This window comes from Pseudomonas sp. LB3P31 (assembly GCF_054897945.1).
This window is the reverse complement of the sequence record NZ_CM142710.1, coordinates 4,092,823-4,116,821: the sequence shown is the minus strand read 5'-3', so window position 1 is coordinate 4,116,821 and position 23,999 is coordinate 4,092,823. Positions and strand designations below refer to the sequence as shown.

Below are 23,999 nucleotides of genomic sequence, written 5' to 3'. Positions count from 1 at the left end.
GTCAGACCGACGCCTGGCCGCGCAACTGGCCATCGCCGACCACGATGTACTTCTCGCAGGTCAGGCCTTCGAGACCGACCGGTCCGCGGGCGTGCAGCTTATCAGTAGAAATGCCGATCTCGGCACCCAATCCGTATTCAAATCCGTCGGCAAAGCAGGTCGGTGTGTTGATCATCACCGATGCCGAATCGACTTCGGCGACGAAACGCCGGGTGTCAGCCAGGCTTTCGCTGCAGATCGAGTCAGTGTGATGGGAGCCGTACTGGTTGATATGCTCGATGGCCTGGTCCAGCCCGTCCACTACGCGGATCGAAAGAATCGGCGCCAGGTACTCGGTGTTCCAGTCGTCTTCAGTTGCCGCCACTGCATCGATAATCGCCCGGGTACGCGTGCAGCCGCGCAGTTCGACGCCTTTTTCGCGGAACTGGGCAGCCATCGACGGCAGGAAATCCCTGGCAACGATTTCGTCGACCAGCAATGTTTCCATCGCGCCGCAGATGCCATACCGATAGGTCTTGGCGTTGAAAGCGATGCGCTGGGCTTTCGCCAGGTCGGCGTGGGCACTGACGTAAACGTGGCAAATGCCATCCAGGTGCTTGATCACTGGCACGCGAGCATCGCGGCTGACTCGTTCGATCAAGCCACGACCGCCACGGGGCACGATGACGTCAACGTATTCGGGCATGGTGATCAGCGCGCCAACGGCGGCTCGGTCGGTGGTTTCGACCACTTGCACCACGGCAGCAGGCAACTCCGCTTCGGCCAGGCCGCGCTGGATGCAAGCCGCGATGGCGCGATTGGAGTGAATGGCCTCGGAACCGCCACGCAGGATGGTCGCATTACCTGATTTGAGGCACAGGCTGGCGGCATCGATGGTCACGTTGGGGCGGGATTCGTAGATGATTCCGATCACACCCAACGGCACGCGCATCTTGCCGACCTGGATACCTGAAGGTCGAAAGCTCATGTCGCGGATCGCCCCGACCGGGTCCGGCAAGGCTGCGACCTGGCGCAGGCCGACGATCATCCCGTCAATACGCTCCGGCGTCAGCGCCAGGCGCTCCAGCAGCGCAGGCTCCAGACCATTGGCCCGACCGGCCGCCAGATCCAGCTCATTGGCAGCAGCAAGCTCGACGCGCGCCGCGTCCAGCGCGTTGGCAGCAGCCTGCAGGGCGCGGTTTTTTTGCGCGGTGCTGGCACGGCCGATGACGCGGGAAGCTTCGCGGGCAGCGCGACCCAGGCGGGTCATGTAGTCAAGAACGGACTCAGTCATGGTCTGGAGTGGTCTTTGCTAAGGTCTTGGTAAAGAGTAAAGCGGCAGATTATAGCTGCCGCGCCCCGGGACTAACAGCGGTGACGGGCGGATGGTCGAAATGGAGTTCAATTAGCCGACGTTCAGCCGTAATTAAGGTGCTTATTGTTATCATCACCGCTCGATCAGCCTTGATAAACGCTGTGCATATGACCGACCTGACTGCCTCACACGCCGCCAGCCTCAAGCCCCACGCGCTGCCGGACGCTTTTTTCGACCGCGATGCGCAGACCCTGGCGCAGGAACTGCTGGGTAAAGTGATCCGTCATCGGGTAGGCGATTTATGGCTCAGCGCCAGAATCATCGAGACCGAAGCCTATTATTTCGACGAAAAAGGCAGTCATGCCTCGCTCGGCTATACAGAAAAGCGTAAGGCTTTGTTTCTGGATGGCGGTCACATTTACATGTATTACGCCCGCGGTGGCGACTCGTTGAACTTCAGCGCTCACGGTCCCGAGAATGCGGTATTGATCAAATCAGCCTATCCATGGCTCGATGAATTGAGTGGCCCGGCCAGCCTGGCGCAGATGCTGCTGAACAATCCAGATGCCCAGGGCCGCCCTCGGGCCTCGCAAAAGCTGTGTGCCGGGCAGACTTTGCTGTGCAAGGCGCTGGGTTTGAAAGTGCCCGTGTGGGACGCCCGACGGTTCGACCATGAGGCGCTGCTGGTGGAAGACGTCGGCGCTACACCTGGCCATGTGATCCAGACTACCCGCCTGGGAATCCCTCAGGGGCGCGATGAGCACCTGATGTATCGCTTTGTCGATTCGGCTTATGCGCCGTATTGCACACGGAACCCGCTGCGACGGGGGCAGGTCGAAGGGCGGGATTATTTTTTGCTGTCATGAGCCCGGATTCATTGCCCTCCCCTTGTAGGAGTGAGCCTGCTCGCGATAGCGGTGTATCAGGCGACATCTGTTTTGAATGACAGACCGCTATCGCGAGCAGGCTCACTCCTACAGGATTTGTGTAGTTTGGAAAATCAGGTCGGGTCCCTGGGGCCAATTTATTATTCAATGGAGTTGTTTTTATGGGCCCATGGCTCGATAGCGTGACCGGATGGCTCGCGGCAAACCCGCAGTGGTTGGCCGCAGCCGTATTCATCGTGGCTTTCGTAGAATGCCTGGCGATTGCCGGGCTGATCGTACCCGGCACGGTGCTGCTGTTTGCCGTCGCCGTGATGGCCGGCAGTGGCGCGTTGTCGTTGAGCGAGACGTTGCTGCTGGGATTTGTAGCCGGGATATCAGGCGATATCGTGTCCTACTTCATCGGGCGACACTTTCACCAGAACATCCGCCGCCTGCCCGGCTTGCGCCATCATCCGGAATGGATCGCCGGCGCGGAGTCGTATTTCCATCGTTATGGCATCGCCAGCCTGTTGGTCGGCCGCTTCATCGGCCCGCTGCGACCCATGCTGCCAATGGTCGCCGGGATGTTCGACATGCCCTTCCCGCGTTTTGCCGCTGTCAGCCTGCTGGCCGCCGCCGGGTGGAGCGTCGCCTACCTGCTCCCCGGTTGGGCCACAGGCGCGGCGATGCGCCTGCCTTTGCCGGATGGTTTCTGGCCGGAAGCAGGCATCGTTGCGGGCAGCATTGCGGTGATGGTCGGCCTGAGCATCACCAGCAGCATGCGCCGCCATCGCAAGGCGACGGTACTGATTGCCAGCATGAGCCTGCTGATCCTGGCCGGGCTGTTTATCGGCTATCCGCACCTTACAGCCCTGGACCAGGGAGTAATGACACTGGTGCAGGAACACCGCAGCGCGACTCTGGATGAAGTCATGGTGACGCTGACGATCATTGGCGAGTTCCGCAACATGCTGCTGTTCAGCGCCCTGCTCGTGGTCCTGCTGCTGGTGATGCGGCAATGGCGCCAGGCAATTTTCGCTTGCGCGACGCTGCTGCTGACCGCGCTGGCCAACACCGGGCTCAAAGTGTTTTTTGCCCGGGTGCGCCCGGAAGTACTGAGCGACCCACTAACCAGCTACAGCATGCCCAGCGGCCATGCCTCCGGGGCGTTTGCGCTGTTCCTGACCCTGGCGGTACTGGCGGGTCGCGGTCAACCCCCGCGCATGCGCCTGACCTGGCTTCTGGTGGGTTGCCTGCCGGCGCTGGCAATTGCAGTATCGCGGGTCTACCTGGGAGCGCACTGGCCTACCGACATCACCGCAGGGGCTATGCTCGCGGCCTGTGTCTGCGCAGCGTGCCTGTGGCTGATCCAGCGCAGCGAAGAACTCAAGGCCATGCAGCCCAAAGTCTGGTGGCTGGTGCTGCCGGCGATGGTGGTGCTGTTCGGCTTCTTCGCTTTGCGCCACCTGCCGCACGCCATGTTGCGCTACGCCTACTAAGCCTGCTGCTCAGGCAAACAACTCGCCTTGCAGCTCATCAAGCAGCGCCTGGATCGCATCCAGTCGCTGCTGCGGATCATCCAGCTGCAGCAGGTCGATCTTGTCCACTTCGGCAAACGGCAACAGATACGCCAGCTGATTGGCCAACGACTGTTGCCCGGCTGCATCGGTGCCCATGTTCAATGCTTCAACCATCGGGTGCTCGGCGAGCGCCTTGAGCAAGGCGACCAGATCAGCATCTTCATCCTGCAGCGGCTGCTCCGGCTCGTCTTCCAGCCACTCGACCTCGGCAACCGTCAGTTGATCGCGCTGCACTTCGGTGCTCAGGACATTAAAACGCCGGCCGCCCTGCACCCGGATGCCCAGCAAGCCATTGGCCTGCTGTTTGAAGTCGGTGATCAGTGCTTCACAGCCGACCAGCGCATAACCCTCAGGGGCAAGCCCCACCTCCTCGCCATCGAGAATGCACACCACACCAAACCCGCCGCCCTGCTTCATGCAACGGCCGATCATGTCCAGGTAGCGCGCCTCGAAAATCTGCAAGTCGAGAATGCAGCCAGGAAACAGCACTGTGTTTAGCGGAAACAGCGGCAAGCTCATAGACATTTTCCTTACACCACCATCGACACCGCCAACGGCAGGAAGACCGCCGTGGCCACGCCCATCAGACTCATTGCCAGCGCCGCGAAGGCGCCGCACTCTTCACTCTCCTGCAGGGCCACCGAAGTGCCCACCGCATGCGCCGTCATGCCCAGCGCCATGCCGCGCGCTTCCGGGCTGTGGACGCCAAGCCAGGTCAACAGGCCAGGCCCGAAAATCGCCCCGATCACCCCGGTGATCAGCACAAATACCGCCGCCAGGGCCGCTACACCACCAATCTGTTCCGCAACCAGCATGGCAATCGGCGAAGTAACGGACTTCGGTGCCATGGTCATCAGGATCATGTGCTCAGCGCCGAACGACCAGCCCAGCAACACGCCAAGACCGGTGGCGACCACGCCGCCTATCACCAGCGTAGTAAATATCGGCCAGAACAACTGCCGAATCCTTCGCAGGTTCAGGTACAGCGGTACGGCCAAGGCCACCGTTGCCGGCCCGAGCAGGATACTCAGGATCTCGGTGCTCTCGCGGTACTCAGCATAGGTAATGCCACAGCCAATCAGCACACCGATCACCAACAGCATGGAGACCAGCACCGGTTGCAAAAAGATCCAGCGGGTTTTCTCGAACGCCGCCAGCATCAGCTGATAAGCACCCAGGGTGATGCCGATGCCGAATAATGGATGGTGAATCACTGACGTCCAGGCGCCCTGCCAGTCGAAGGTCATTGGCTGTCCTCAGGCGCCGCATGGCGCTTGACCATGCGTTGCATCAGCACCCCGGCGAACGCCATGGACAGCAATAGCGACAGCACCAGGGCGCCGACGATGGCCCAGAAGTCAGCGGCAATATCCTTGGCATACACCATCACCCCAACTGCCGGCGGTACCAGCAACAGGGGCAGGTAACGCAACAGGCTGCTGGCCGCCAGGCTCAGCGGCTCGCCCACCTGGCCGCGGCTGATCAGATATACCAGCAGCAATAGCAGGCCGACAATCGGCCCCGGCAGCACGGGCAAAAACAGGTGATTGATCGCCGTTCCAAGCAATTGGAACAGCACCAGCCAGGTCAAACCTCGTAACAACATCCTTTATCTCCTGCCAAACCCGTCAAGCTCCCGCAATGGCGGGGCCGAGCATTATAAGCACGCCCACGCTATGGACCGGCATTCGCCATAAGCATGGTCGGTTGACCGCAGTACGCCGCCATGTTGATCTAAAGTGGTAATTCGGGAGGGCTGCCCTCCATCTAAAAACTATAAAACCGATGAACCCAAGGAGAGTCTCAATGCCCTACGTTCCAGTTGCAGAGCTCAAAGATTATGTCGGCAAGGAACTTGGAAGTTCCGATTGGCTCACCATCGACCAGGAGCGCATCAACCTGTTCGCCGAAGCCACTGGGGATTATCAGTTCATCCACGTTGACCCGGTCAAAGCCGCGCAAACGCCATTTGGCGGCACCATTGCACACGGTTTCCTGTCGCTATCGCTGATTCCAAAACTGATGGAAGACATCCTCGTCCTGCCTGAAGGCCTGAAGATGGTGGTCAATTATGGCCTCGACAGCGTGCGGTTCATTCAGCCGGTGAAGGTCAACTCGAAGGTCCGCCTCAAGGTCGACCTGACCGAAGTCACCGAGAAAAAACCCGGCCAATGGCTGCTCAAGGCCACCGCCACGCTGGAGATCGAAGGCTCGGACAAACCCGCCTACATCGCCGAACCACTGTCGCTCTGCTTCGTGTAAATGATCCTGGATGCGAAGCAGCTCATGCTGTTTCGCACCTTCTGCTGTTTTCCTGGCTATATAAGGTCAAGGAGCTGCGGCATACTCGGTCGCCTAATTGCCCGGATCCCGCTATGCGCTCGATTGCCCTCCTCGCGTTGACCCTGTTGCTGACCGCTTGCGGTGACGGCGAATCGCTGCTGCCCCCGGACGCCCGCCTGCCGGATGGCGGACGTTATCGCGGCGACGTGGTCGATGGATTGCTGCAAGGCCAGGGGCGGGTCGATTACCCGAATGGCAGCTGGTACGCCGGCCAGTTCGACAAGGGCCAGTGGCATGGCCAGGGCGAATGGCACGGCAGCAACGGCGAAGTCTATCGCGGACAATTCAACCAGGGCCTGTTCGACGGCCAGGGCACGCTGACCACCAACGGCAGCAGCTATACCGGCGGCTTCAAGGCCGGTCGACGGGATGGCGAAGGCACCCTCAAAGAGAACGGCATGACCTACCGCGGCGAGTTCAAGGCCGATCAGTACTCGGGACTGGGTCGCCTCGAACTTGAGGACGGCAGCTCCTATCAGGGTCAGTTTGCTCATGGCAAACCCAACGGTGAAGGCCAGCGCGGCGATGCCAGTGGCAACCAGTTCACCGGCCATTTCGTCGATGGCCAGCTGGAAGGCAACGGGACTTTCAACAGCGCCGATGGTGATATCTACGTCGGCAGCTTCAAGAACAATCAACTGCACGGCAAGGGCCGCTACGAAAACGCCGATGGCGACGTCTGGCTCGGGCAATTCAAGGAAGGCTCGCTGAATGGCAAGGGCGAGCTGATCGGCGCCGACGGCAGCCATTACGTCGGCCAGTTCAGCGATTGGCGCTTCAGCGGGCCAGGTCGCTTGAACCTTGCGGACGGCAGTTTCTACATCGGCCAGTTCGACAATGACAGCTACTCGGGCCGCGGCACGCTGGTAATGACGGATGGCACGGTGCAAAGCGGCACCTGGATCGCCGGCCAGCGAGTTCGCGACGCCGAAGGCAAGTTGTTGCCTGACAGTCTTGAGCTTGGCCTGCTGGCCCAGGGTCGGCTGCTGGAAGAGGCACTGGCAGGCGTGCCGGCCTCGACTCCGGCGGTCGAGCTCTACACCCTGACCCTCGGTGGAGATGGCAAGCAGAGCGTATTCCTGCGCGAGTCCGATTATGTCAGCAACATGCTCAGCAGCCGATTTGGTGCCTTTGGCCAGATCCGCCTGGTCAACCATCGCGACCATCTGATGGATCGGCCGATGGCCACCCGGGAAAACCTGCGCCGCGCCGCCGCCACCCTGGCCGAGCGCAGCGGGCCGGAAGACCTGATCTTCATCTACCTGACCAGCCACGGCACCAGCGAACACGAACTGGTACTCGACCAGCCGCGCATGGAGCTGTCAGACCTGCCCGCCGATGAGCTGGCCGCAGTCCTGGCGCCCCTGAAAAACCGCGACAAGATCATTGTGATTTCCGCGTGTTACTCAGGCGGTTTCATTCCGACTTTGAAAGACGAACGCACCCTGATCATGACCGCCTCCCGAGCCGATCGCGTGTCGTTCGGCTGCTCCGAGGAAGCCAACTTTACCTATTTCGGCGATGCCCTGTTCGCCCAGGCGCTGAACCAGACCGACGACCTGGAACAAGCCTTCAAGCTCGCGAAGGCGACCGTGGCCGAGCGCGAGCTCGCCGACAACTTCGAAGCATCCGAACCGCAGATCTGGGCGCCGAAAACCGTCCTGTCGCACTGGCAGTTATTGCGCAAGCAGCAGGCCCGTAAAGCGCTGCAAAGTGTGTCGATCGACAGCAAGGATGCAAAGAGCAACTAAGCTGAACAGTATCAAGGGAGAAACACTATGTACTTGACGCCTCAGCACGTATTGCTTGCCGGAGCTACCGGTTTGACCGGTGAACACTTGCTTGACCGCCTGCTCAATGAGCCCACGATTACCCGGGTGTTGGCGCCTTCACGCCGGCCTTTGGCCGAACATCCACATCTGGAAAACCCCGTCGGCGACCCGGCGGTGTTTCTGCCCCAACTCAATGGCCGCGTAGACATCGCCTACTGCTGCCTCGGCACCACGATCAAGCAAGCCGGCTCGGAACAGGCGTTCCGCGCGGTAGACCTGGACATGGTCGTGGCCTTTGCCAAACGTGCGCGGGAAATGGGCGCGCGGCACTTGATTGTGATCAGTGCGCTGGGCGCCGATGCGAAATCCTCGGTGTTCTATAACCGGGTCAAAGGGGAGATGGAACAGGCCTTGCGTGCACAGGACTGGCCGCAATTGACCATCTGCCGTCCTTCTCTGCTGCTGGGTGACCGGGCTGAACCGCGCCTGGCCGAAAAAGTCGCCGGGCCGTTGTCACGATTGATTCCGGGCAAGTATCACGGGATCGAGGCGTGTCAACTGGCGCGGGCGATGTGGCGGTTGGCGCTGGAAGAGCAGGATGGGGTTCGGGTGGTTGAATCGGATGAGTTGCGCAAATTAGGCAAATAAGATCAAAAGATCGCAGCCTTCGGCAGCTCCTACGGTAGAAATGCGTTTACCCCGTAGGAGCTGCCGAAGGCTGCGATCTTTTGACTTTCACAATCCCCCAGTCGCCTGAAAACCCACGCCAATCACCGTCAACAACGACAACGGCAACAACAGCGTATCCAGCAACGCACTCGCCGGCAGGTCAACACCCGGGTAGCTCGGAGCCTCAGCCCCAAAGCGATCCATGGCACAGCACCCTCCGTTCAACGCATACAAATCCAGCCGAGTCCCCGAATAAACCACTGGCGCCCCCGGCTTGGCCGCATCCAGCGTGCGCGCCGTGGCACAACCGGCCAACTGCAGCGCGAGGACTACCATCAACAGCTTATTCATCGCTGGTCAGGTGGTGCTCACCCCAGCGCGGCAGCATGTCCTGGGGAATGTTCAGCAGGTTGAGAATCCGCGCCACCACAAAATCGATCAGATCATCAATGGTCTGCGGCTGATGATAGAAGCCCGGCGATGCCGGCAGAATCGTCACGCCCATGTTCGACAGCTTGAGCATGTGCTCCAGATGAATGCTCGAATATGGCGCTTCGCGGGGCACCAGGATCAACTGGCGGCGCTCCTTCAGCGTCACGTCGGCAGCGCGTTCAATCAGATTGTTGCAGGCCCCCGTGGCGATGGACGACAAGGTCCCGGTCGAACAGGGCACTACCACCATCGCCGCCGGAGCACCGGACCCCGAGGCCACCGGCGACATCCAGTCTTCCTTGCCGTAGACACGAATCTGCCCGGCGGCTGCGCCGGTGTACTCGGTGAGGAACGCCTGCATCGTCTGGGTTTTCGGTGGCAGCGTAACGTCGGTCTCGGTGGCCATTACCAATTGCGCCGCCTTCGAGATCAGGAAGTGCACCTCGCGGTCTTCGCGCACCAGGCAGTCCAGCAGGCGCAAGCCATACTGGGCGCCCGAAGCGCCGGTCATCGCCAGCGTGATACGTTCCGGGCCGTTGTTCATTGCAGCGCCTCGGCGAGTTTGCCGTGCAGGCCGCCGAAGCCGCCATTGCTCATGATCACTACGTGAGTGCCGGGCTGCGCCTGGCTCTTCACTCGTTCGATGATGCCTTCCAGGGAATCACTGACGATCGACGGTACCGTGCACAGCGCGGCAGTCGCGCCCAGGTCCCAGCCGAGGTTGGCCGGGGCGTACCAGATCACCTGGTCGGCATCGACCACGCTTTCCGGCAGGCCATCACGGTGCGCACCGAGTTTCATGGAGTTGGAGCGCGGCTCGATGATCGCGATCAACGGCGCATCGCCGATGCGCTTGCGCAGGCCGTCGAGGGTCGTGGCGATGGCTGTCGGGTGGTGGGCGAAGTCGTCATAGATGGTGATGCCATGAACTTCGGCGACTTTTTCCATGCGCCGCTTCACGCTCTTGAACGCGCTCAGAGCTGCGATGCCCATGGATGGCACGACGCCGACATGCCGCGCCGCCGCCAGGGTCGCCAGGGCGTTGGCAACGTTGTGCTGACCGGTCATGTCCCACTCGACCACGCCTTGGGCCGCACCTTCGAACATTACTTCAAATTTCGAGCCGTCTTCGCTCAACAACTTGACCTGCCACTGACCGCCGGCACCGGTGGTCTGCACAGGCGTCCAGCAACCCATCTCGATCACGCGAAGTAGCGCAGGTTCGGTCGTCGGGTGAATCACCAGCCCTTCGCTAGGAATGGTGCGCACCAAATGGTGGAACTGCCGCTCGATGGCCGGCAGATCGGGAAAGATGTCCGCATGATCGAACTCAAGATTGTTCAAAATCGCGGTGCGCGGCCGGTAGTGAACGAACTTTGACCGTTTGTCGAAGAAAGCGCTGTCGTATTCGTCCGCTTCGATAACGAAGAACGGCGTATCCCCCAGACGCGCCGACACCGAAAAATTCTGCGGTACGCCGCCGATCAGGAAACCCGGGCTCATGCCCGCATGCTCCAGCACCCAGGCGAGCATGCTGCTGGTGGTGGTCTTGCCATGGGTGCCGGCAACGGCCAGCACCCAGCGACCTTGCAGTACATGGTCGGCCAGCCACTGTGGGCCGGAGACGTAGGGCAGGCCTTTGTTAAGGACGTATTCGACGGCCGGGTTGCCGCGGGACATGGCGTTGCCGATCACCACCAGATCCGGAGCCGGGTCCAGTTGTGCGGGATCGTAACCTTGAGTCAGCTCGATGCCCTGAGCTTCAAGCTGGGTGCTCATCGGCGGGTAGACGTTGGCATCGGAGCCGGTCACGCGGTGGCCCAACTCTTTGGCCAGAACCGCCATCGAACCCATGAAAGTGCCGCAGATACCAAGAATATGAATGTGCATAGTCGACCTCGTAAAACATGGCCGCAGGTTAGCCTAGGGAGGCAAAATTCGCACCCTGTGTTTAAACACCACCGCTTACCCTGTAGGAGCGAGCCTGCTCGCGAAAAACGTCAACGATGGCGCGGGTTTTCTGAAGGAACTCATTGCGCTCAGGTTTTTTGCGAGCAGGCTCGCTCCTACAGGGATCGGTTTATGCCGTGCTTGCGCATCTTGCGATACAGGGTGTTACGACTCACACCCAATTGCTCCGCCGTATGGGTCATATGCCACCGCGTCTGCTCCAGCGCACCCAGCAATGCCAGCCGCTCCGCGTCTTCCAGCGGATGCTCCGAGGCCAGCGGCACAACCACAATGTCCGGCCGCGCCTGACGAATCATCGCCGGCAAATCCTCCAGGCCGATCCTGGCGTTGTCACACAGCGCTGCCAACGTGCGCAGCACATTGCGCAGCTGCCGCACATTGCCCGGCCAGGCAAAACCCAACAACGCCTGGCGCGCGGACTCTTCGATCAAAAAAGTTTCTCCGCCCGCCTCCTCCGCCAGCAGGAAGTCCAGCAGTTGCGATTTATCCGTGCGATCACGCAACGCAGGTAAAGCCACTTCCAGCCCATTGAGCCGGTAGTACAAGTCTTCACGAAAACTGCCGTCCTGCACCCGCTCCAGCAAGTTGCGGTGAGTGGCGCTGATGATCCGCACATCGACCGCCTCCGGCTCGCCGCCGATCGGCACTACCTGACGATCCTCCAGCACTCTTAACAGTCGGGTCTGCATGGTCAGGGGCATGTCACCGATTTCATCGAGGAACAAAGTGCCGCCATCGGCCTGCTGCAACTTGCCGCGCATGCCTTCCTTGCGCGCGCCAGTGAAGCTGCCACCGCGATAACCGAACAACTCACTCTCGATCAGGCTTTCGGGAATGGCCGCACAATTAAGCGCGACAAAGGCTCTATCACAGCGCTGGCTGGCGTTGTGCACCGCTTTGGCAAACGCTTCCTTGCCCGAGCCCGTCTCGCCGTTGATTAGCAACGGCACGTCACGCTCGAAGACTCGCAGGGATTTGCGGAAATCCTCCTGCAACGAAGCATCACCCAGGCAGATCCCGGACAATCGCGCACGCTCCGGCACCACAGGACTCTGCACCACCGGTGCCGGAATGCTGCGCGATTGCCCGCGCAGCAGCGCAAACAGATTACGTCCGTCGCGGGTACGCAGGGGCCAACTGGCGCTGACATTGATACTGGCGCGACCGAGCAGCTCATCCAGCGAACAATCGAAAAACGCCTCCACCGGCTTGCCCAGCAGCCCGCCACGAATGTGCCCCAGCAGATTCAACGCGCTCTGATTGACGGCACTGATCCGCCCTTCCCCGTCAAACGCCAGCAAGCCTTCACTGAACAGCCCAACGGATTCGGCTTGCAGGTGAAAGCGCAGCAGCCATTGGTTATCGAAGTAGCGCAGGAAATAACAGCTTTCGATCATCTTCGCCGAGAGGTTGACCAGGGCCATGGTGTGGAACTGGCTCTGGCGCGAGACATCGTGACGCGCCGAGGACACATCCAGCACGGCCAGCAGCTCGCCGTGCGGGTCGAAGACGGGGCTCGCCGAACACGTCAGGCCGGTGTGACGCCCGCGAAAATGCTCGTCCTGGTGAATAGTCAGGGACTGGCGCTCCACCAGGCAGGTGCCAATGCCATTGGTACCTTCGCAGGCTTCGCTCCAGTCGGCACCCAGCCAGAGGCCAGCGCGCTCGAAAATCTTCCGTTCGGTGGGCGCGGTAACACAGTTGAGGATCACCCCACGCGCATCGGTCAGCAGCACGGCGTGCCCGGCACCGGACAATTGCTGGTGCAGGCTGGTCATTTCAGTGCCGGCGATCTGCAGTACCTGTTGCAAACGCTCACGGCTTTCCAGCACACGACCGTGCTCCAGCACCGTGGGGGCCATCATCAGGGAGGGGTCGAGGTGGTAATCCTCAAGACAACGCAACCACGAACGGGCAATGGACGGATCGCTGCCAGGGCCGCGCAGGTGGGATCTGCCCTGGGTGACGGTCAAGACCTGCTGGGCATGGCGACTCAAATGGTTGTCGTGCATTTCTTATTTTTCTCCCGAAGGGTACACCCCGTAGGAGCTGCCGCAGGCTGCGATCTTTTGATCTTGATTTACCAAGTTCAAAAGATCAAAAGATCGCAGCTTCGGCAGCTCCTAAAGGGTCCATCATGTTCACCGAGCATCCCCCACCCTCCAGCGCATTGCAATGCTGGCAAGACTACCCAGTCACAAGCTGTGACACATACGGTACAAACTGTCACCCACCCTGTACCAATACCGTCACAGCACCCGCCCACCCGTCCGACAAAAACCACGCAAGCCCTTGATTCCCCTGCCCTGCAAGGCAGTGGCCCAACCTTTGCTCTACGCTTATAACAAGCGCACAAGCGCGCCTCCCCTATAAGTACAAAAGCCAAAGGAGAAACATCATGCGTTACGCTCACCCCGGTACTGAAGGCGCTATCGTTTCGTTCAAGAGCAAATACGGTAATTACATCGGCGGCGAGTTCGTCGCGCCTGTCAAAGGTCAGTACTTCACCAACACTTCGCCAGTCAATGGCCAACCCATCGCCGAATTCCCGCGCTCCACTGCCGAAGATATCGATAAGGCGCTGGATGCTGCCCACGCCGCTGCAGACGCCTGGGGCAGCACTTCTGCCCAGGCGCGCTCGCTGGTATTGCTGAAAATTGCCGATCGCATCGAGCAGAACCTCGAAGTCCTGGCGATCACCGAATCCTGGGACAACGGTAAGGCCGTTCGCGAAACCCTGAATGCCGACATCCCATTGGCCGCTGACCACTTCCGTTATTTCGCCGGTTGCATCCGCGCCCAGGAGGGCAGCGCCGCCGAGATCGACGGCAACACCGTGGCTTATCACATCCACGAACCGCTGGGCGTGGTCGGTCAGATTATCCCGTGGAACTTCCCGATCCTGATGGCCGCGTGGAAACTCGCCCCGGCGCTGGCCGCCGGTAACTGCGTGGTGCTCAAGCCTGCCGAGCAAACCCCACTGGGCATTACCGTGCTCATGGAGCTGATCGGCGACCTGCTGCCACCGGGCGTGCTGAACGTGGTGCAAGGTTTTGGCAAAGAAGCCGGCGAAGCACTCGCCACCAGCAAGCGCATCGCCAAGATCGCGTTCACCGGCTCGACCCCGGTCGGTTCGCACATCATGAAATGCGCCGCCGAGAACATCATTCCGTCCACCGTGGAGCTGGGTGGCAAATCGCCGAACATCTTCTTCGCCGACATCATGGACGCTGAAGAAACCTTCATCGAAAAAGCCGCAGAAGGCCTGGTACTGGCATTCTTCAACCAGGGCGAAGTCTGCACCTGCCCGTCCCGCGCCCTGGTGCAGGAGTCGATCTACGACGACTTCATGAAAGTGGTGATGAAAAAAGTCCTGCAGATCAAACGCGGCGACCCACTGGACACCGACACCATGGTTGGCGCCCAGGCGTCCGAGCAGCAGTTCGACAAGATTCTTTCGTACCTGGAAATCGCCAAGGGCGAAGGCGCCGAGTTGCTGACCGGCGGCAAGGTGGAAAAACTCGAGGGCAACCTGGCGACCGGGTATTACATCCAGCCGACCCTGCTCAAGGGCACCAACAAAATGCGCGTGTTCCAGGAAGAAATCTTTGGCCCGGTGGTGAGCATCACCACCTTCAAGGACGAAGCCGAAGCCCTGGCCATCGCCAACGACACCGAGTTCGGCCTGGGCGCCGGCCTCTGGACCCGCGACATCAACCGCGCCTACCGCATGGGCCGCGCCATCAAGGCCGGTCGTGTCTGGACCAACTGCTACCACCTGTACCCGGCGCACGCCGCGTTCGGCGGTTACAAAAAATCCGGCGTCGGCCGTGAAACCCACAAAATGATGCTCGACCATTATCAGCAGACCAAAAACCTGCTGGTGAGCTACGACATCAACCCATTGGGTTTCTTCTAACACTACGCAGCAACTCGCTCCTCCTCTGTGGGAGCGAGCCTGCTCGCGATAGCGGCCTGTCAGTCAACACATCAGTGATTGAACCACCGCTATCGCGAGCAGGCTCACTCCTACAGGGCCCACCTAAAACAATAAGAATGGTGCATCTATGCCTAGCGAAACTCCGTCCGGCGCGCCGGCGACCGGCTCTTCCGTCGACTTCGAAAAAGTCGGTACCGACTACTTCCAGCAACGTGAACTGAAGAAAGGCGCCGCAGGCTGGGTCCTGCTGGTCGGCCTTGGTGTGGCCTACGTCATCTCCGGCGATTACGCTGGATGGAACTTCGGCCTGGCCCAAGGTGGTTGGGGCGGCATGTTCCTCGCCACGCTGCTGATGGCCACCATGTACTTGTGCATGTGTTTTTCGCTGGCCGAACTGTCTTCGATGATCCCTACCGCCGGTGGCGGATATGGTTTTGCCCGTAGCGCCTTCGGTCCCTGGGGCGGATTCCTGACCGGGACCGCGATATTGATCGAGTACGCCATCGCACCCGCAGCAATCGCGGTGTTTATTGGCGCCTACTGCGAGTCGCTGTTCGGCATTGGCGGCTGGATGATCTACCTGGCGTTCTACATCATCTTCATCGCCATCCACATCTTCGGGGTTGGCGAAGCGTTGAAGCTGATGTTTGTCATCACCGCCGTCGCCGCGCTAGCTCTGGGTGTGTTCCTGGTGGCGATGGTGCCGCACTTCGAAGTGGCCAACCTGCTGGACATTCCAGTGACGGACGCCAAGGGCGCAAGCAGCTTCCTGCCTTTCGGTTATGTCGGCGTCTGGGCGGCTATTCCCTACGCAATCTGGTTTTTCCTCGCGGTCGAAGGGGTGCCACTGGCGGCAGAAGAAACCAAGAACCCGAAGCGCGACCTGCCGCGCGGCCTGATCGGCGCGATGCTGGTGCTGGTGAGTTTTGCCCTGCTGATCCTGGTCATCGGGCCCGGCGGCGCCGGTGCCAACGCGCTGCTGACCTCGGGCAACCCGCTGGTCGAAGCCTTGAGCAAGGCCTATGGCGGCTCGACCTGGATGGGCAGCTTCGTCAACCTGGTGGGCCTGGCCGGCCTGATTGCCAGTTTCTTCTCGATCATTTACGCCTACTCGCGGCAGATTTTTGCCCTGTCCCGTGCCGGCTACCTGCCACGCAAATTGTCCGAGACCAATAAAAGCAAGGCGCCGGTGCTGGCGCTGATCATTCCTGGGATTATCGGCTTCGGCCTGTCCCTGACCGGCCAGGGAGACCTGCTGATCCTGGTGGCGGTGTTCGGTGCGACCATTTCCTATGTCCTGATGATGGCAGCCCACATCACCCTGCGCATTCGTCGCCCCAAAATGGACCGGCCATATCGCACCCCAGGCGGGATCTTCACCTCCGGTGTAGCCTTGGTATTGGCCTGCATCGCGGTCGTCGCGGGTTTCCTGGTGGATCCGCGGGTGGTGATAGGCGCGGCGATCATCTATGGAGTGTTAATTGCTTACTTTGCTTTCTACAGTCGGCATCACCTGGTAGCAGGCACGCCCGAGGAAGAGTTCGCGGCGATTCAGGCTGCTGAAAAAGCCTTGCACTGACGGCCGAAAATCACGGCGCAGGCCCGTCCTGCGCCGTCACGGAGAATCTGTATGGCTAGTTTTGCTCACACTGTCGGCGCCCAGGTTTATCGCTTCGACAGCCTCAAGGACGTCATGGCCAAGGCCAGCCCGGCACGCTCCGGAGACTTCCTCGCAGGCGTCGCCGCACTCAACGATGGCGAGCGAGTCGCCGCGCAAATGGCCCTGGCCGACATTCCGCTGACACACTTCCTGCAGGAAGTATTGATCCCCTACGAAGCCGATGAAGTCACCCGGCTGATCATCGACACCCACGACAAGCAGGCCTTCGCCGTGGTCAGCCACCTGACTGTCGGCGGTTTTCGCGACTGGCTGCTCAGCGACCACGCCGACGAGCCCAGCCTGCGCGCCCTAGCCCCCGGCCTGACGCCGGAAATGGTCGCCGCCGTGTCGAAGATCATGCGCGTGCAGGACCTGGTGCTGGTTGCGCAGAAAATCCGCGTGGTCACGCGCTTTCGCGGCACGATGGGCCTGCGCGGCAGGCTGTCCACCCGCTTGCAGCCGAACCATCCCACCGACGAACCCGCCGGTATCGCCGCGAGCATTCTCGACGGCCTGTTGTATGGCAACGGCGATGCCATGATCGGTATCAACCCGGCGACCGACAGCATTGCCTCCATCTGCGCGATGCTGGAAATGCTCGATGCCATCATCCAGCGCTACGACATACCGACCCAGGCGTGTGTGCTGACCCACGTCACCACGTCCATCGAAGCGGTGAATCGTGGAGTCCCTCTGGACCTGGTATTCCAGTCGATCGCCGGCACCGAAGCGGCCAACGCCAGTTTCGGTATCAACCTGAACGTGCTGCAGGAAGGGTATGACGCCGGGTTGAGCCTGAATCGCGGCACCCTCGGACAGAACCTGATGTATTTCGAAACCGGCCAGGGGAGTGCTTTGTCGGCCAACGCCCACCATGGCGTCGATCAGCAGACCTGCGAAACCCGCGCCTACGCCGTGGCGCGGCATTTCAAGCCGTTTCTGGTGAACACGGTCGTCGGCTTTATCGGCCCGGAATACCTGTACAACGGCAAACAGATCATCCGCGCCGGCCTCGAAGACCACTTCTGCGGCAAGCTGCTGGGCGTGCCCATGGGTTGCGACATCTGCTACACCAACCACGCTGAAGCCGACCAGGACGACATGGACACCTTATTGACGCTGCTGGGCGTGGCTGGAATCAACTTCATCATGGGCATCCCCGGCTCTGACGACATCATGCTCAACTACCAGACCACCTCGTTCCATGACGCACTCTATGCGCGTCAGACCCTGGGCCTGAAACCCGCGCCGGAATTCGAACAGTGGCTGGCGAAAATGGGCATCTTCACCCAGGCGGACGGCAAGGTACTCTTCGGTAACAACTTGCCGCCGGCTTTCCGCCAGGCCCTGGCGCAACTGGGATGAGCGTTGATATGGATAAACCACCTGTTGATCCACAAAACCCGTGGCTGGAGCTGCGCCGGCTGACCCCGGCACGGATCGCCCTCGGTCGCACCGGCACCAGCATGCCCACCAGTGCGCAACTGGACTTCCAGCTGGCCCACGCGCAGGCCCGGGACGCGGTGCACTTGCCGTTTGATCACGCTGGCATCAGCAGCCAACTCGATGCACGCGGGCGCCCGAGCCTGCTGCTGCGCAGTGCGGCCCCCGACCGCCACAGCTACCTGCAGCGCCCTGATCTGGGTCGAAAACTGAGCGATGCGTCAGCGCAGACCCTACGCGAATACGTGCAGGCCAATGCCGGTGGAGTGGACCTGGTCATAGTAGTCGCCGACGGTTTGTCGGCGCTGGCCGTGCATCGGCACACCGTGCCTTTCCTGGAGCGCATGGAAGAGCAAGTGCAAGCCGAAGGCTGGTCGGTGTCCCCGGTGATTCTGGTGGAACAGGGTCGCGTCGCGGTCGCCGACGAGATAGGCGAGCTGCTGGGCGCAAAAATGGTGGTCATCCTGATTGGCGAACGTCCCGGCCTCAGCTCGCCGGACAGTCTGGGCCTGTACTTCACCTACAACCCCAAGGTCGGACTGACCGATGCCTATCGCAACTGCATTTCCAACGTCCGGCTCGAAGGCCTGAGCTACGGCATGGCCGCGCACCGCTTGCTGTATCTGATGCGCGAAGCCTGCCGGCGGCAGTTGTCAGGGGTCAACCTCAAGGATGAAGCCCAGGTGCAAACCCTGGAAGTGGACCCGGATGTGCAGATGAAAGGCAACTTCCTGCTCGGCCCACCTGAAGCCTGAACCGTTTCCGCATTGCGCTGGGCCTGCGGTTTCAGGCAGGATCGACGCACGGCTGCCGGTTCGCCGTCGGAGCACGTGAAGACAGCCACTTGAAGACGAGACCTATCGATGCGGATTATTCAAGCGACCCTCGAACACCTGGACCTGCTGACCCCGTTGTTCGTCAAATACCGAGAATTCTACGGCTCGCTGCCGTACCCGGACTCGTCCCGGGCGTTCCTCGAGAAACGCCTGCGACGCAAGGAATCGGTGATCTACCTGGCCTTGTCCGATGACGACAGCAACAAACTGATGGGTTTCTGTCAGCTGTACCCAAGCTTTTCATCGCTGTCGCTGAAACGGGTGTGGATCCTCAACGACATCTATGTCGCCGAAGACGCCCGCCGCCAATTGGTGGCCGACAACCTGATCCGCACCGCAAAAAAAATGGCCAAGGACACCAACGCCGTGCGCATGCGCGTGTCCACCAGCAGCGATAACGAAGTCGCGCAGAAAACCTATGAATCCATCGGATTCAAGGAAGACACCGAGTTCAAAAACTACGTGCTGCCCATCAGCGACGAGCTCTGACTGGTACACCATGGGCTGTGGGCTATGTGGGCTATGTGGGCTGTGGGCTGTTGGCTATTGGCTATTGGCTGTTGGCTGTTGGCTGTTGGCTGTTGGCTGTTGGCTGTGGGAGCAAAGCTTGCTCGCGATAGCGGTGGCACATCCACCGCCGGAGTGACAAGACATACCAGATCGCGAGCAGGCTCGCTCCTACAGATTACTGCAAATACACCGCCGGTCCCCCCGACATCCCCCGCTACAAACTCATCGGGCTTTTCAGTTGTCAGTTCGTATAATGCCGACCTTTTCGGCTCGTAAGAAAAACTACACTCCCCTGTAGGCTTTCGCGTAGTCATTCGCACAGGCCTGCCGAGTCGGGCCGTCACCACAGGTGCTTTCCATGGATTTCAACCCGCTCGACCTTATCCTGCATCTCGACGTCTACCTCGACATGCTGGTCAACAACTACGGGCCATGGATCTACGCCATTCTGTTTTTGGTGATCTTCTGCGAGACCGGGCTGGTGGTCATGCCCTTCCTGCCGGGCGATTCCCTGCTGTTTATCGCTGGCGCCGTAGCCGCTGGTGGCGGCATGGATCCGGTACTCCTGGGCGGCCTATTGATGCTGGCGGCGATCCTCGGTGACAGCACCAACTACGTGATCGGACGAACGGCGGGCGAACGTCTGTTCAGCAATCCCAATTCAAAAATCTTCCGCCGCGACTACCTGCAACAGACCCACGACTTCTACGACAAGCACGGCGGCAAGACCGTGACCCTGGCGCGCTTTCTGCCGATCATCCGCACCTTTGCACCGTTCGTCGCTGGCGTAGCAAGAATGCCCTACCCGCGATTCTTCTTTTTCAGCGTGTTGGGCACGATCCTCTGGGTCGGCGGCCTGGTGACGCTGGGCTATTTCTTCGGCAACGTACCGTTCATCAAGAGCAACCTGTCGTTGCTGGTGGTCGGCATCATCCTGCTGTCGCTGGTTCCGATGATCATCGGCGTCGTGCGCAGCCGCCTCGGTGGTTCCAGCTCCAAATCCGCCTCGCACTGAACGTCCATGTGGTCCCTGAGCGCCTGGCGACGCCAGCGCATCCTGGCCAAACACCCGATTGCCGACGACCTGTGGCAACGGGTGCGCCATCATTTGAGCTTTCTCGACGGCATTACCGCCGAGGAAGACCAGTGGCTACGCGAAGCCAGCGTGCTGTTCCTCGACGATAAACACCTGACTCCCCTGCCCGGCGTCGAACTGCACCAGGAGCAACGCCTGCTGCTGGCCGCCCAGGCGCAACTGCCGCTGCTGCACCTGGGCGACCTGAACTGGTACCAGGGTTTCCACGAAATCGTCCTGTACCCCGACGACTTCCTCAGCCCCCAGCGCCATCGTGATGCCAGCGGCGTCGAACACGAGTGGGACGGCGAACACAGCGGTGAAGCCTGGCAGCAAGGACCGATCATCCTCGCCTGGCCCGGCGTCATGGCCAGCGGCGGCTGGGAAGGCTACAACCTGGTCATCCACGAACTTGCACACAAACTCGACATGCTCAACGGCGACGCCAACGGCCTGCCGCCGCTGCACGCTGACATGCGGGTCAGCGACTGGGCCAGGGTGATGCAGGAGGCCTACGACGACCTCGACCGGCAACTCGACCGCAACCCAGACGCGCAAACCGCCATCGACCCCTATGCCGCAGAGAATCCAGCGGAGTTTTTTGCCGTCACCAGCGAATACTTCTTTAGCGCCCCGGATTTGCTGCACGAGGCGTATCCTCAGGTCTACGAACAGCTGAAGCTGTTTTACCGCCAGGACCCGCTTGCCCGGCTGCGGCAACTTCAGGCCACAGACCCGGTCTATCAGGCACACGACTAAGGTCTCTACGACCCTTGGTACGTGGCATCGACGGCGGAATATGCCTATAATCGCCGCCACTTTTTGGTCAATCCGGCCAAGTGTTTTTGGTCAACTAACGGGGGCACCGCCCAATGAGCTACAGCAAGATTCCGGCTGGCAAAGACCTGCCGAACGACATCTACGTCGCGATCGAGATTCCGGCCAACCACGCGCCGATCAAATACGAAATCGACAAAGACAGCGATTGCCTGTTCGTTGACCGTTTCATGGCCACCCCGATGTTCTACCCGGCCAACTACGGTTTCATCCCGAACACCCTGGCTGACGACGGTGACCCCCTCGACGTGCTGGTCGTGACCCCTTACCCGGTTGCCCCAGGCTCGGTAATCCGCGCGCGCCCAGTCGGCATCCTGCACATGACCGACGACGGCGGCGGCGACGCCAAAGTCATCGCAGTGCCACACGACAAGCTGTCGCAGCTGTACGTCGACGTGAAGGAATACACCGATCTTCCAGCCCTGCTGCTGGAACAGATCAAGCACTTCTTCGAGAACTACAAGGATCTCGAGAAAGGCAAATGGGTGAAGATCGAAGGTTGGGGCGACGCAGAAGCAGCCCGTACCGAGATCATGAAGTCGGTTGCGGCCTACAAAGGCTAAGAATCAACTTCAAGCTTCATTCTTCAAGAAACCCCGGTAAATCCGGGGTTTTTTGTGGGCGCTGGGAAAATCACGTTAAACGCTGCGTTTAACGGAAGGCCGGATTGGTTTTTCCTTGTTTAATTTTCCCACAATGCGTCTTACATCCAGTCGTAAAAATCAGGCGATATTTGAACGGCTCGTTGATTCAAAGCCTTGGCCCGCGACATTAGACTCGCGTTTATGAAAAAGAATAAAACCTGCGGTAAACGATTCAAGGCTGTCCTCAAGGAGGCGAAAATCACGACGACGGCATTCGCCGACTTCCTGAAAATCCCCCAGGCCCAAAACGTCCATAACTGGTACACCCGCGGCGTGCCCGAGTACCGCATGGAGGAAGTCGCCAGGATTCTGACCATCAACAGCGAGTGGCTGAAGACCGGCGAGGGCCCCAGGGACACCAAGGAAACGCGCCTGATCCAAGACACCGGCAACATCTTCGACGCCCACGCCATCCGCGGTACTTATCAGGTCATCGAGCCGACGGACGTCGAGGTGCCCTTTTACAAGGAAATGCCCCTGACACCCGGCTCCAGCAAAACCCACGTCATCAAGGACCCGGAAAACTCCATCCGCCTGCCCCGCTGTGACCTCGACTCCCTGGAAATCAACCACGCCGACGCCATCTGCGCGCGCATGATCGGCAACAGCATGGCTGAAAAAATCGAAGACGGTTCTCTCCTGGCAATCGATCGCGGACTCACGCAAATCGTCGACGGCGAGATCTACGCAGTCGAGCATGACGGCATGCTCCTAATCAAATACCTGCACCGCGTACCCGGCAACGCCATACGCATGCGCAGCCACAACCAGGCTCAATATCCCGACGAAGTCTTTCGCTCGGCGCAGATTGAAGAGCAAAACATCCGGGTGCTGGGTTGGGTGTTCTGGTGGTCCACCCTGAACAAACGCCGGCCGATCGTGCCGTTCCTCTAGCCCTGAGGTCGTAACCTGAAACACGCGATAACCGGAAACCTGTAGCAGCTGGCGCAGCCTGCGTCCGGCTGCGAAGCAGCCGCAAACCATCCCCCACGATCTCTCAGCCACACCGCATACACACCAACTTGCACAACCACTACGCAGCCTCCGGCAGCTGCCACACAAACCGCAACGCTCTACCCCGCACATCACACTGGGAATCACCGAAAAAAATCAGTATGCTGCGCCCCACATTTGCGCATCGACCCTACCCAAGGCTCAGATCGCACCGACCTGGCAGATGATTTTCTCCCCAGGTCCCACAGCCGGACGCAAGATCCGGGTGTACGTTTTGAAGGCTGGCGCGGTTTACCAAAAATGAATCAAGCCAGTCCCCGAGAAGCCGGCCACAAGCCGGCTTTTTAATACCTGAAAAAAACCCATGCTGGCCGCAAGCGTCCTGAGAGCTCTTGCTGGTCGACGCAACGAAGCGCACTCCACGCCTTCCAAGAAAATCAAAGCCTATCACAAACCCAAAATAGGTTAAACCTGTTTTGGGATAAACCCGAAAAAGGTTTATTTGATCTGTCGGTAAAAAATCGGCAGGACAACATGAAGACGATCCACACAGCACCGTATCAACATCTTCTCTCGTTACTGATTGAGGCGCGCAAGATCTCGAAGCTAACTCAGCAAGAGCTGTCCGAAAAGCTGGGCCGCCCTCAGTCCTATGTCTCAAAATATGAGCGTGGGGAGCGCAGGCTCGACGTGATTGAGTTTCTTGAGGTGTCGGCGAACTTGGGTGCTGACCCGCACTGTATTTTGAGAGAGATTGAACAAATGCTGCTCAGGAACAGCCATGCCTGACATGGCGGGCCACGATTTGCGCGCATTTGCCGAGGCGTGGCAGGAGCCACAATTTGTGCAAGAGGTGCTTGCACATTTGCTCTGGTATCGCGACAAACGTCATCACAGGCATCCCACCATGGCATCCATCACCATCCGCATCGACGATGATCTGAAACAGCGCTCTTTCGCAGAGCTGGAAAAGCTCGGAATAACACCCTCAGAACTTCTGTGCCAAATCCTCCAATACGTTGCCGAAAGCGGCGAGCTGCCCTTCATCGCTTCATTACTTAGCGAAGAGGATGAAGTACTCATAGCCGAGGTCACCGAGCGCCTTGCCACTCCTCAGCGAGTCAAAGTTAACCTGGACAACTTATAAATTCGTTTCCTGACGCTCATCAACTC

At 60.0% G+C, this 23,999-nt stretch carries 24 protein-coding genes; 16 read left to right on the top strand and 8 right to left on the bottom strand.

What is annotated here, in order from left to right:
- Window position 1: 1 nt before the first annotated feature.
- A complete protein-coding gene (locus ACYZTK_RS18690) occupies window positions 2-1,273 on the bottom strand; it encodes a glutamate-5-semialdehyde dehydrogenase (protein ID WP_462011202.1) in 1,272 nt (423 codons plus the stop codon).
- A 188-nt stretch (window positions 1,274-1,461) separates the two neighbouring features.
- On the opposite strand from ACYZTK_RS18690, the gene ACYZTK_RS18685 reads away from it, so the two are divergent.
- Together ACYZTK_RS18685 and ACYZTK_RS18680 are read left to right on the top strand one after the other, a co-directional pair.
- The gene (locus tag ACYZTK_RS18685; protein WP_462011201.1) at window positions 1,462-2,160 is read left to right on the top strand and encodes a DNA-3-methyladenine glycosylase; all 699 of its coding nucleotides are present in this window, start codon (window positions 1,462-1,464) and stop codon (window positions 2,158-2,160) included.
- Between the two features lie 182 nt (window positions 2,161-2,342).
- Window positions 2,343-3,659 carry a bifunctional DedA family/phosphatase PAP2 family protein gene (locus ACYZTK_RS18680; protein WP_462011200.1) on the top strand — a complete coding sequence of 439 codons (1,317 nt, stop codon included), beginning with the start codon at window positions 2,343-2,345 and terminating at the stop codon, window positions 3,657-3,659.
- Window positions 3,660-3,668: 9 nt separating this feature from the next.
- Here ACYZTK_RS18680 and ACYZTK_RS18675 read toward each other — a convergent pair whose 3' ends face one another.
- Genes ACYZTK_RS18675 through ACYZTK_RS18665 form a run of 3 tightly spaced genes read right to left on the bottom strand, consistent with a single transcriptional unit; the run spans window position 3,669 to window position 5,346 of the window.
- Window positions 3,669-4,259 (bottom strand): LON peptidase substrate-binding domain-containing protein, encoded by a 591-nt coding sequence (locus ACYZTK_RS18675; RefSeq protein WP_462011199.1) that lies wholly within the window; start codon window positions 4,257-4,259, stop codon window positions 3,669-3,671.
- An 11-nt stretch (window positions 4,260-4,270) separates the two neighbouring features.
- On the bottom strand, window positions 4,271-4,987 hold the full coding sequence (locus ACYZTK_RS18670) for an LrgB family protein (protein WP_462011198.1): 717 nt from the start codon (window positions 4,985-4,987) through the stop codon (window positions 4,271-4,273).
- Window positions 4,984-5,346 carry a CidA/LrgA family protein gene (locus ACYZTK_RS18665; RefSeq protein ID WP_462011197.1) on the bottom strand — a complete coding sequence of 121 codons (363 nt, stop codon included), beginning with the start codon at window positions 5,344-5,346 and terminating at the stop codon, window positions 4,984-4,986. The genes ACYZTK_RS18670 and ACYZTK_RS18665 overlap by 4 nt, the downstream gene beginning before the upstream one ends.
- Before the next feature lie 200 nt (window positions 5,347-5,546).
- On the opposite strand from ACYZTK_RS18665, the gene ACYZTK_RS18660 reads away from it, so the two are divergent.
- The 3 genes from ACYZTK_RS18660 (at window position 5,547) to ACYZTK_RS18650 (ending at window position 8,503) form a co-directional block, all read left to right on the top strand.
- Window positions 5,547-6,002, top strand: a complete 456-nt coding sequence (locus tag ACYZTK_RS18660) for a MaoC family dehydratase (RefSeq protein WP_462011196.1) — start codon at window positions 5,547-5,549, stop codon at window positions 6,000-6,002.
- A 113-nt stretch (window positions 6,003-6,115) separates the two neighbouring features.
- Entirely contained in the window at window positions 6,116-7,834 is a 1,719-nt protein-coding gene (locus ACYZTK_RS18655) for a C13 family peptidase (protein WP_462011195.1), read from the top strand.
- Window positions 7,835-7,861: 27 nt separating this feature from the next.
- Complete coding sequence (locus ACYZTK_RS18650) at window positions 7,862-8,503, top strand: oxidoreductase (RefSeq protein WP_462011194.1); 642 nt, start codon at window positions 7,862-7,864, stop codon at window positions 8,501-8,503.
- 87 nt (window positions 8,504-8,590) lie between these two features.
- Here the strand turns inward: ACYZTK_RS18650 and ACYZTK_RS18645 are convergent, their stop codons facing one another.
- The 4 genes from ACYZTK_RS18645 to ACYZTK_RS18630 all read right to left on the bottom strand — a co-directional run bounded on the left by ACYZTK_RS18645 (window position 8,591) and on the right by ACYZTK_RS18630 (window position 12,939).
- Window positions 8,591-8,875 (bottom strand): YceK/YidQ family lipoprotein, encoded by a 285-nt coding sequence (locus ACYZTK_RS18645; RefSeq protein WP_462011193.1) that lies wholly within the window; start codon window positions 8,873-8,875, stop codon window positions 8,591-8,593.
- A complete protein-coding gene (ubiX, locus tag ACYZTK_RS18640) occupies window positions 8,868-9,500 on the bottom strand; it encodes a flavin prenyltransferase UbiX (protein WP_462011192.1) in 633 nt (210 codons plus the stop codon). The genes ACYZTK_RS18645 and ubiX overlap by 8 nt, the downstream gene beginning before the upstream one ends.
- Entirely contained in the window at window positions 9,497-10,846 is a 1,350-nt protein-coding gene (mpl, locus tag ACYZTK_RS18635; protein ID WP_462011191.1) for a UDP-N-acetylmuramate:L-alanyl-gamma-D-glutamyl-meso-diaminopimelate ligase, read from the bottom strand. The genes ubiX and mpl overlap by 4 nt, the downstream gene beginning before the upstream one ends.
- A 176-nt stretch (window positions 10,847-11,022) precedes the next feature.
- Window positions 11,023-12,939: a sigma-54-dependent Fis family transcriptional regulator gene (locus ACYZTK_RS18630; protein WP_462011190.1), complete on the bottom strand. Its 1,917-nt coding sequence runs from the start codon at window positions 12,937-12,939 to the stop codon at window positions 11,023-11,025.
- A 386-nt stretch (window positions 12,940-13,325) separates the two neighbouring features.
- On the opposite strand from ACYZTK_RS18630, the gene exaC reads away from it, so the two are divergent.
- The 11 genes from exaC to ACYZTK_RS18575 all read left to right on the top strand — a co-directional run bounded on the left by exaC (window position 13,326) and on the right by ACYZTK_RS18575 (window position 23,973).
- On the top strand, window positions 13,326-14,846 hold the full coding sequence (gene exaC / locus ACYZTK_RS18625) for an acetaldehyde dehydrogenase ExaC (protein ID WP_462011189.1): 1,521 nt from the start codon (window positions 13,326-13,328) through the stop codon (window positions 14,844-14,846).
- 148 nt (window positions 14,847-14,994) lie between these two features.
- Window positions 14,995-16,446 (top strand): ethanolamine permease, encoded by a 1,452-nt coding sequence (gene eat / locus ACYZTK_RS18620; RefSeq protein ID WP_462011188.1) that lies wholly within the window; start codon window positions 14,995-14,997, stop codon window positions 16,444-16,446.
- Window positions 16,447-16,497: 51 nt separating this feature from the next.
- Window positions 16,498-17,892: an ethanolamine ammonia-lyase subunit EutB gene (locus ACYZTK_RS18615; protein WP_462011187.1), complete on the top strand. Its 1,395-nt coding sequence runs from the start codon at window positions 16,498-16,500 to the stop codon at window positions 17,890-17,892.
- Complete coding sequence (gene eutC, locus ACYZTK_RS18610) at window positions 17,889-18,725, top strand: ethanolamine ammonia-lyase subunit EutC (protein WP_462011186.1); 837 nt, start codon at window positions 17,889-17,891, stop codon at window positions 18,723-18,725. The genes ACYZTK_RS18615 and eutC overlap by 4 nt, the downstream gene beginning before the upstream one ends.
- Before the next feature lie 108 nt (window positions 18,726-18,833).
- Entirely contained in the window at window positions 18,834-19,295 is a 462-nt protein-coding gene (locus tag ACYZTK_RS18605) for a GNAT family N-acetyltransferase (protein ID WP_266011658.1), read from the top strand.
- A gap of 379 nt (window positions 19,296-19,674) precedes the next feature.
- Window positions 19,675-20,331 carry a DedA family protein gene (locus tag ACYZTK_RS18600; protein WP_462011185.1) on the top strand — a complete coding sequence of 219 codons (657 nt, stop codon included), beginning with the start codon at window positions 19,675-19,677 and terminating at the stop codon, window positions 20,329-20,331.
- 6 nt (window positions 20,332-20,337) lie between these two features.
- Window positions 20,338-21,150 carry a M90 family metallopeptidase gene (locus ACYZTK_RS18595; RefSeq protein WP_462011184.1) on the top strand — a complete coding sequence of 271 codons (813 nt, stop codon included), beginning with the start codon at window positions 20,338-20,340 and terminating at the stop codon, window positions 21,148-21,150.
- A 113-nt stretch (window positions 21,151-21,263) separates the two neighbouring features.
- Window positions 21,264-21,791 (top strand): inorganic diphosphatase, encoded by a 528-nt coding sequence (ppa, locus tag ACYZTK_RS18590; protein WP_045061525.1) that lies wholly within the window; start codon window positions 21,264-21,266, stop codon window positions 21,789-21,791.
- Window positions 21,792-22,013: 222 nt separating this feature from the next.
- Entirely contained in the window at window positions 22,014-22,766 is a 753-nt protein-coding gene (locus ACYZTK_RS18585) for a S24 family peptidase (protein ID WP_462011183.1), read from the top strand.
- Window positions 22,767-23,360: 594 nt separating this feature from the next.
- The gene (locus tag ACYZTK_RS18580) at window positions 23,361-23,615 is read left to right on the top strand and encodes a helix-turn-helix domain-containing protein (protein ID WP_462011182.1); all 255 of its coding nucleotides are present in this window, start codon (window positions 23,361-23,363) and stop codon (window positions 23,613-23,615) included.
- A gap of 118 nt (window positions 23,616-23,733) precedes the next feature.
- The gene (locus ACYZTK_RS18575; RefSeq protein ID WP_462014928.1) at window positions 23,734-23,973 is read left to right on the top strand and encodes a type II toxin-antitoxin system RelB/DinJ family antitoxin; all 240 of its coding nucleotides are present in this window, start codon (window positions 23,734-23,736) and stop codon (window positions 23,971-23,973) included.
- The last annotated feature ends 26 nt before the right edge of the window (window positions 23,974-23,999 follow it).

What these genes read in the sequence shown, in the direction of transcription:
- ACYZTK_RS18690 (WP_462011202.1), bottom strand. Translation starts at nt 1,273, where the DNA reads ATGACTGAGTCCGTTCTTGACTACATGACCCGCCTGGGTCGCGCTGCC.
- ACYZTK_RS18685 (WP_462011201.1), top strand. Translation starts at nt 1,462, where the DNA reads ATGACCGACCTGACTGCCTCACACGCCGCCAGCCTCAAGCCCCACGCG.
- ACYZTK_RS18680 (WP_462011200.1), top strand. Translation starts at nt 2,343, where the DNA reads ATGGGCCCATGGCTCGATAGCGTGACCGGATGGCTCGCGGCAAACCCG.
- ACYZTK_RS18675 (WP_462011199.1), bottom strand. Translation starts at nt 4,259, where the DNA reads ATGAGCTTGCCGCTGTTTCCGCTAAACACAGTGCTGTTTCCTGGCTGC.
- ACYZTK_RS18670 (WP_462011198.1), bottom strand. Translation starts at nt 4,987, where the DNA reads ATGACCTTCGACTGGCAGGGCGCCTGGACGTCAGTGATTCACCATCCA.
- ACYZTK_RS18665 (WP_462011197.1), bottom strand. Translation starts at nt 5,346, where the DNA reads ATGTTGTTACGAGGTTTGACCTGGCTGGTGCTGTTCCAATTGCTTGGA.
- ACYZTK_RS18660 (WP_462011196.1), top strand. Translation starts at nt 5,547, where the DNA reads ATGCCCTACGTTCCAGTTGCAGAGCTCAAAGATTATGTCGGCAAGGAA.
- ACYZTK_RS18655 (WP_462011195.1), top strand. Translation starts at nt 6,116, where the DNA reads ATGCGCTCGATTGCCCTCCTCGCGTTGACCCTGTTGCTGACCGCTTGC.
- ACYZTK_RS18650 (WP_462011194.1), top strand. Translation starts at nt 7,862, where the DNA reads ATGTACTTGACGCCTCAGCACGTATTGCTTGCCGGAGCTACCGGTTTG.
- ACYZTK_RS18645 (WP_462011193.1), bottom strand. Translation starts at nt 8,875, where the DNA reads ATGAATAAGCTGTTGATGGTAGTCCTCGCGCTGCAGTTGGCCGGTTGT.
- ubiX (WP_462011192.1), bottom strand. Translation starts at nt 9,500, where the DNA reads ATGAACAACGGCCCGGAACGTATCACGCTGGCGATGACCGGCGCTTCG.
- mpl (WP_462011191.1), bottom strand. Translation starts at nt 10,846, where the DNA reads ATGCACATTCATATTCTTGGTATCTGCGGCACTTTCATGGGTTCGATG.
- ACYZTK_RS18630 (WP_462011190.1), bottom strand. Translation starts at nt 12,939, where the DNA reads ATGCACGACAACCATTTGAGTCGCCATGCCCAGCAGGTCTTGACCGTC.
- exaC (WP_462011189.1), top strand. Translation starts at nt 13,326, where the DNA reads ATGCGTTACGCTCACCCCGGTACTGAAGGCGCTATCGTTTCGTTCAAG.
- eat (WP_462011188.1), top strand. Translation starts at nt 14,995, where the DNA reads ATGCCTAGCGAAACTCCGTCCGGCGCGCCGGCGACCGGCTCTTCCGTC.
- ACYZTK_RS18615 (WP_462011187.1), top strand. Translation starts at nt 16,498, where the DNA reads ATGGCTAGTTTTGCTCACACTGTCGGCGCCCAGGTTTATCGCTTCGAC.
- eutC (WP_462011186.1), top strand. Translation starts at nt 17,889, where the DNA reads ATGAGCGTTGATATGGATAAACCACCTGTTGATCCACAAAACCCGTGG.
- ACYZTK_RS18605 (WP_266011658.1), top strand. Translation starts at nt 18,834, where the DNA reads ATGCGGATTATTCAAGCGACCCTCGAACACCTGGACCTGCTGACCCCG.
- ACYZTK_RS18600 (WP_462011185.1), top strand. Translation starts at nt 19,675, where the DNA reads ATGGATTTCAACCCGCTCGACCTTATCCTGCATCTCGACGTCTACCTC.
- ACYZTK_RS18595 (WP_462011184.1), top strand. Translation starts at nt 20,338, where the DNA reads ATGTGGTCCCTGAGCGCCTGGCGACGCCAGCGCATCCTGGCCAAACAC.
- ppa (WP_045061525.1), top strand. Translation starts at nt 21,264, where the DNA reads ATGAGCTACAGCAAGATTCCGGCTGGCAAAGACCTGCCGAACGACATC.
- ACYZTK_RS18585 (WP_462011183.1), top strand. Translation starts at nt 22,014, where the DNA reads ATGAAAAAGAATAAAACCTGCGGTAAACGATTCAAGGCTGTCCTCAAG.
- ACYZTK_RS18580 (WP_462011182.1), top strand. Translation starts at nt 23,361, where the DNA reads ATGAAGACGATCCACACAGCACCGTATCAACATCTTCTCTCGTTACTG.
- ACYZTK_RS18575 (WP_462014928.1), top strand. Translation starts at nt 23,734, where the DNA reads ATGGCATCCATCACCATCCGCATCGACGATGATCTGAAACAGCGCTCT.